Source organism: Parabacteroides sp. PM6-13, from assembly GCF_029892605.1.
Lineage (GTDB): Bacteria > Bacteroidota > Bacteroidia > Bacteroidales > Tannerellaceae > QVMG01.
Window position 1 is genome coordinate 49,803 of sequence record NZ_JARXWF010000018.1, and the last position, 6,448, is coordinate 56,250.

6 protein-coding genes and 2 rRNA genes are annotated in these 6,448 nt (G+C 46.6%); 1 reads left to right on the plus strand and 7 read right to left on the minus strand.

Annotated features, from left to right (window positions below):
- Positions 1 to 215 precede the first annotated feature (215 nt).
- Complete coding sequence (locus M2134_RS14490) at positions 216 to 971, plus strand: ATP-binding protein (protein ID WP_280752157.1); 756 nt, start codon at positions 216 to 218, stop codon at positions 969 to 971.
- Here the strand turns inward: M2134_RS14490 and M2134_RS14495 are convergent.
- The 7 genes from M2134_RS14495 to M2134_RS14525 all read right to left on the minus strand — a co-directional run.
- Positions 938 to 1,858 (minus strand): TraB/GumN family protein, encoded by a 921-nt coding sequence (locus M2134_RS14495; RefSeq protein ID WP_280752158.1) that lies wholly within the window; start codon positions 1,856 to 1,858, stop codon positions 938 to 940. The genes M2134_RS14490 and M2134_RS14495 overlap by 34 nt on opposite strands.
- A gap of 168 nt (positions 1,859 to 2,026) precedes the next feature.
- Positions 2,027 to 2,197, minus strand: coding sequence for a hypothetical protein (locus tag M2134_RS14500; RefSeq protein ID WP_280752159.1), 171 nt, complete (start codon positions 2,195 to 2,197; stop codon positions 2,027 to 2,029).
- Positions 2,190 to 2,765 carry a zeta toxin family protein gene (locus tag M2134_RS14505; RefSeq protein ID WP_280752160.1) on the minus strand — a complete coding sequence of 192 codons (576 nt, stop codon included), beginning with the start codon at positions 2,763 to 2,765 and terminating at the stop codon, positions 2,190 to 2,192. The genes M2134_RS14500 and M2134_RS14505 overlap by 8 nt, the downstream gene beginning before the upstream one ends.
- Positions 2,766 to 2,912: 147 nt before the next feature.
- Positions 2,913 to 4,037, minus strand: coding sequence for a radical SAM family heme chaperone HemW (gene hemW, locus M2134_RS14510; protein ID WP_280752161.1), 1,125 nt, complete (start codon positions 4,035 to 4,037; stop codon positions 2,913 to 2,915).
- A 3-nt stretch (positions 4,038 to 4,040) separates the two neighbouring features.
- A complete protein-coding gene (locus M2134_RS14515; protein ID WP_280752162.1) occupies positions 4,041 to 5,465 on the minus strand; it encodes an HD domain-containing protein in 1,425 nt (474 codons plus the stop codon).
- Between the two features lie 591 nt (positions 5,466 to 6,056).
- Positions 6,057 to 6,168: ribosomal RNA gene (gene rrf / locus M2134_RS14520) — 5S ribosomal RNA — on the minus strand.
- A 112-nt stretch (positions 6,169 to 6,280) separates the two neighbouring features.
- A 23S ribosomal RNA gene (locus tag M2134_RS14525) occupies positions 6,281 to 6,448 on the minus strand; the annotation flags it as partial.

A 6,448-nucleotide genomic window follows, 5' to 3' on the forward strand; every position in this document is an offset into this window, starting at 1 on the left:
AAATGTAAATTTACAAATTGTCAAAATCGCACGACTATTTTTCCAAAAACGTGGGGGTATTTAAAATTAGTCCCGCGAGTAACACTTTTTAACGTATCATATTGTAAAGCAAAATCCACTTTTTGCTTACACTTTGTATTTTAATAATTCAGAGCGCGTGGTGCGAAAACAAACAGGAAAATCGCTATTTTTGCTCTTCAATTCATCCTATTATTATGGCAAAGGAAACGACGGAAGAACGCCTTGTGCGCAAGATAGACGCAAAGCTTATCAAGGCCATACGTACCTATGGACTTATCAACGACGGCGACCGCATCTTGGTGGGGTTATCGGGCGGGAAGGACTCATTGGCGCTGGTCGAACTATTGGGCAGACGTTCTAAGATATTCAGTCCCCGGTTCACGGTGGTGGTAGCCCATGTGGTGATGGAAAATATTCCGTACGCCTCGGATATCGACTATCTGCGCTCTGTGGCTGAGGCACATGACCTTCCTTTTATCGTGCACCGCACCTCGTTCGATCCTTCGACCGACAAACGCAAATCGCCCTGTTTTCTCTGTTCCTGGATGCGCCGCAAGGCCTTGTTCGACATAGCCAAAAAGGAGAAATGCAACAAGATAGCTCTGGGACATCACCAGGACGACCTATTGGAAACGCTTTTGATGAATATGACGCATCAGGGAGCGATTGCCACCATGCCTCCCCTACTCCGGATGGAGAAATTCCCCATGGATATTATCCGCCCCTTATGCTTGATTACAGAAAAAGAACTGATCGCCCTGGCGGCCGACCGGGCATACCGGAAACAGACGAAGAACTGCCCGTACGAAACCACGTCCAGCCGCTCCGACTTCAAAGAGATACTAAAACGCCTCGAGGAAATCAACCCCGAGGCGCGTTATAGTCTTTGGAAAAGCATGCATCATATCCAGCCGGATTACTTGCCGGCGCCTACGGCTTCGACTTTATAGCCCAACTTATCCAACTGATTCAGGATACCCTCTTCCGCCACCAGGTGGGCAGCTCCTACAACAATCATACTCGCCTTGTCGGACATGATCCGCGGTAGTTGCTCCATCCATTTGGCGTTGCGATTATCCAACAGGGCCTCTTTTCCCGCCAGGCCATACACATGACAGGGGTTGCTGGTATCATAATAGGAATCATTGTAGAGCTTATTCAGATTGCCGGAACGGTAATCTTCGATAAAGGTTTTCATTTCATCAACCGCACCATCCATATGTTCAATGCTACACAACAGGCTCTCCATCTGCATCCGCTGTGGCGTTGCGTCGAACAGCGCAAAGATCTGATCTTCCACCGTCTCCAAGCCGACAACCGGCTTGCCTGCCTCCTTGGCTACTTGCTGCATATAGGTATCAATACCGACAAAGGTGGTAGGGTTGTAGGTCGGATCGATCTGGGTGTACAACATTATCGCGATAGCGGGAGAGATCATACCGGGCTTCACACTGCCCATCTGATCGAGGCCTGCACCGATAAGCCCTTTAAGTCCTTCATCCAGGCGTTTGTATTCATCGTCGGACAATAATTTCTTATAGCTTTCCTCTTCCGGCAACATGGCGGCCTGCATCAATTTCATTTGCGCCGATGCCATATCGAGCATATCGATCTCGCCCACTACCTGAGCCGTAGCCTGCATCGCATCGCGCAGTCCGGGAATGCTATCCACAAAGGTTTCCGGAAAGAGATGGAAGGTACCCAACACATACGAGGGGCTTTCCAGGCCATTCCCGGAGACTTCCCATAAGAGCGCCCCGTTGAAGCGGGAGTTGGTTTGAGCACTGGCCGAGAGGCCGAAACACACACAGAGAAGAATCAATAATACCTTTTTCATCACATTGTTTTTTTAATGAGTATTCTTTTGTTTTATGCTTACCTAATCTATTAGACGCATCCGCCTTTGAAATATCACAATCCTCCGTAAAAAAATAAAAAAAGACAGATGAAACACTCCATCTGCCTTTCCATTTTTCTTTTGCTTCTCAAAAAATATAGCTTGCTTTTAACATACAAATGATTCCAATTCGGCGGCTTTTACTCTGAATACTTTTCCGTTGCGAGAAAAAACGAGTTCCCCATCCTCTTTCTTCTTCTCTTTTACCAATCGCTGGAATGCTATTGTTGCTCCTTTTACTATATTCTCTTCGAATTCCTTTACTTCTTGTTCACTCATATTGTTCAAGTCTATTGTAAATAATCGGATTGAAAATCTCTTTTCGTTCATCCCTGAATCCTTTGGCTATAATCTCCATCGAAGTCATGGAATTGTCTGTTATCATCCAATAGTCACTAACGGGTAGGTATAGTTTGAAGAGGTTTTTAATGCCTGAGGCATATCTCCGGCGCACAGTATTTTCCGGCACATTATGCCCTCCGGACTCTACACGCATCTTCACACGCTCAACAGCCAAATCCGGCGTATTCAACCAAAAATACAAAAGCGTAACATAATAACCTTCCCTTTGAGCCTCCCGAATCAGATTTGCAACAGACCGGGTGGCCAACGTAGTTTCCATAGCGAATGTCTCGCCTGCTGCTATTAACTCTTTAATACGTTTGTACATGATACGACTGGCTTCCACGGCTACGGCGATACTGTCTGCATTAAAAGGGGAAAGCCCCTTGGCTATCTCGTCGGAGTTCACAAACTCTTTACATTTCAGCATTTCTGGTAGAATTGTAAAGGATGCGGTTGTTTTACCTGCTCCGTTGCATCCAGCGATTATGTACAAATACGGCACTACGTTGCTACTTTATAACGCGACAAATATATAACAATACTTTTAGTATGCAAGCATTTTATTTCTCAAAAAAGGTGAAAATGCGCAGTTTTTGTACTTAAAACCGCAAGATTCGTCATGCGAACTGCGGGAGTTCGTTCAAAGTCATCAAAAAAGGAGATCGCGCATAATGGTGTCGGAGAGAAAGATTCCGGCGCGGGAAAGACGGAGATTGTCACCCTCTTCAATCAATAACCCCTGCCGACAAAAAGGGATAGCTTCTCGTTGGCAATGAGACAGATAAGACTCACCAAAGCGGGCAAGAACGGAAGAGTAAGAGAGGCCCCACATCGTGCGCAAACGGGTAATGATATAGTCATTATATTGCTCGGTCAGCGTCAGCCGTTCCACTTCAAAGTCCGGTTTCCCTTTTTCTATTCCTTGCAGATAACGGGGCAGAGAGGCGACATTCCAGCCACGCTCTTTCCCATTATAGGAATGGGCCGAAGGGCCTGCTCCCAGGTATTCCTTATCGTTCCAATAGGAGCTGTTGTGCTTAGAGAGATAACCCGGACGGGCAAAGTTGGATATTTCGTATGACTCATAGCCCGCCTCTGTCAAAGAATCGATAAGAGCAGAGAAGAGCTGCAGGCTCACCTCTTCGTCCACCGCCTGAGCCTTCCCCTCTTGCCACAGCCGATAAAGGGGAGTTCCCTCTTCATAAATCAGGTGATAGGCCGAGAGATGCGGAATATCTAAGCGCAGAAAAGCCTCGAGGTTGGCTTGCCATTTCGCGGCAGTCTGCCCGGGTAGGCCGTAGATCAGGTCGATACTGAGATTCGTAAACCCATATTCGCGACAATGTTCTACCGCCTGAACAGCCTGTTCAGCCGTATGCCGCCGGTTCAGAAACAACAAATCATCCGCATCAAAACTCTGCACGCCCAGACTGATCCGGTTAAAGGGCAAAGCAGAGAGGGATTTGACATAGACGGCGGTCATATCATCCGGGTTAGCCTCGAGTGTCACCTCTTTCAGATTGGACAAATCAAAATGTTTCGTGATCGATTCAAAAAGGATAGCATAATCGGAAGCGCTCAACTGCGAAGGTGTCCCACCACCAAAATAGATTGTTTCCAACGGTTTTCCCTCCAGGTAATCGCATCGCAAGGCAATCTCATGGGTAAGCGCTTTCAGATAGGCCTCCTTATAAGACATATCCGTATTAGAAAAGAAATCACAATAAAGACAACGCTTGGCGCAAAAAGGAATATGTATATAAAGCCCGGCCATCGATTACACCAGCCCCATCTGTTTGGCTTTCTCCATCATAAACCGATGAGCCGCTTCATATTCATTCGGAATAACGCCATCGAGGATCGCGTTCTTGATGGCCTCCTTCAAGGTGCCCACAGGCTGGGAAGGGGGAAGGTGGAAGGTTTCCATAATCTCCTCACCCGATATGGGCGGCTGGAAATTACGCACACGATCTTTTTCTTCGATCTGCACCATCTTTTCACGCACCAGGCGGAAGTTATTCAGGAAACGCCGCACTTTATCCGGGTTCTTGCTGGTGATATCGGCCTCACAGAGTTTCATCAGATCGTCGATATCATCGCCGGCATCAAACAAGAGGCGACGAATAGCCGAGTCGGTCACTTCATCATCCGCCAACGCAATAGGGCGCATGTGCAGGCTAACCATTTTCTGCACATACTTCATCTTCTCGTTCATCGGCAGCTTCATCCGGCGGAAGATAACGGGAATCATCTTCATACCCATAAAGTCATGATTATGAAAGGTCCAGCCAAGGCGGTTATCCCAGCGTTTGGTGGTCGGTTTGGCTATATCATGCAACAGGGCACTCCAGCGAAGCCACAGATCATCGGAGGTCTTACTCAAGCGATCCAACACCATTAGGGTATGGGCAAAATTATCTTTATGACCGATCCCCTCTTTGGTTTCGGTCTTCTTCAAGGCGGTCAACTCCGGCAGGATAATATCCAACAAACCACATTTATCTAACAACTCGAAACCAATAGAAGGTTTGGGCGCAAGAATAATCTTATTCAATTCGTCTATAATACGTTCTTTGGAGATGATCTCGATACGCTCTTTGTTCCGTTCGATCGCATCGAAGGTATCCGGATCGATAAAGAAGCCCAATTGGGTAGCGAAGCGGATGGCTCGCATCATGCGCAACGGGTCATCGCTAAAGGTAATATCCGGATCGAGGGGGGTACGGATTGTCAGGGTCTCCAAGTCGTCTAAACCATCAAAAGGATCGACCAATTCCGCATAGCGATCTTTGTTCAGGCAAAAGGCCATGGCATTGATCGTGAAGTCACGCCGGTTCTGATCATCGGCCAGGGACCCATCCTCCACAATGGGCTTGCGGCTGTCGCGACTATAGGACTCCCTGCGGGCACCGACAAATTCCAGTTCTATATCACCCAGCTTCACCTGCGCCGTACCGAAATTCTTAAACACAGAAAGGGAGGCAGAGCGCCCCAGTTTGGCAGCCACCGCTTTAGCTAAAGCTATGCCGCTGCCCACGGTTACAATATCAATATCTTTCGAAGGACGGCGCAAAAAGATATCCCGGACATATCCGCCAATCACATATGTTTCCAGTTGTAATGCATCAGCCACCTCCGACACCAGACGGAATGCCTTTGTAGAAAGATGTTTCTCTATTTCTTCCTGTTCTATATAATACATGTATTAATTTCTTCTCTTTTGAGGTACAAAGATAATGAAAGCTGAGCGCAATCAAGCTTGCTTGAATTGCCAAAGCGCATCCTATCTTATGCAAAGATAATGAAAGCAGCGCGCAGCGCCAAAAGACTCTAAGAACTTTAACGACCTTACAGACTTTAAGACCTTTAAGGATCTTAGGAGCCTTAAGGGCTATACGCCTCCTTCAGTATAATAAAGGATCTTAGGGGCTTTAATGACCTTAAAGGATTTAAGGACGTCAAGGACTATAACAGCTTTAACAACCTTAGGAATTTCAAGATTCTTAGGGTTCTTAGGAACTTTAAGCACTTCAACTGGCTGAAAGCCACCCCAGCCCTAAAGGGGGCGAGTTCCGGAGGAACGATGATAAAAGCCCATGGGTAAGCAGGCTGAAAGTCTGCGCCACCCTGGGTATCACGACAATACAACAAGTGAGTTCTGAAGGAACGATAGATATTCGTGATACGCGACAAGTATAATCAACCGGGAAAATCCGCTGACCCTTAATGACCTCCAACCCCTTTAAACCAAAAAAAGAGCCTGTTCAATTAAGAACAAGCTCTTTTCAGATTAAATCGGCAGCTACCTACTCTCCCACCTTGTGAGCAGTACCATCGGCGTGGTGAGGCTTAACTTCTCTGTTCGGAATGGGAAGAGGTGGATCCCTCACGCTATAACCACCTAAATGCCTTTTAATGGTTAATGGTTAATTACCATACACACATTGTAGTATAACATCTTGGACTCAATAAAGTAAACTGTTTCGCTTTACTTCCATAAAAAGTATATAAACCTATATCAGAAAAGTCACGGGCTATTAGTAACGCTCGGCTACATACATTACTGCACTTACACCTGCGTCCTATCAAAGTCGTAGTCTACAACAACCCTTAAGGGAGATCTAATCTTGAGGCTGGCTTCGTACTTAGATGCTTTCAGCACTTATCCAATCCGAACGTAGATAC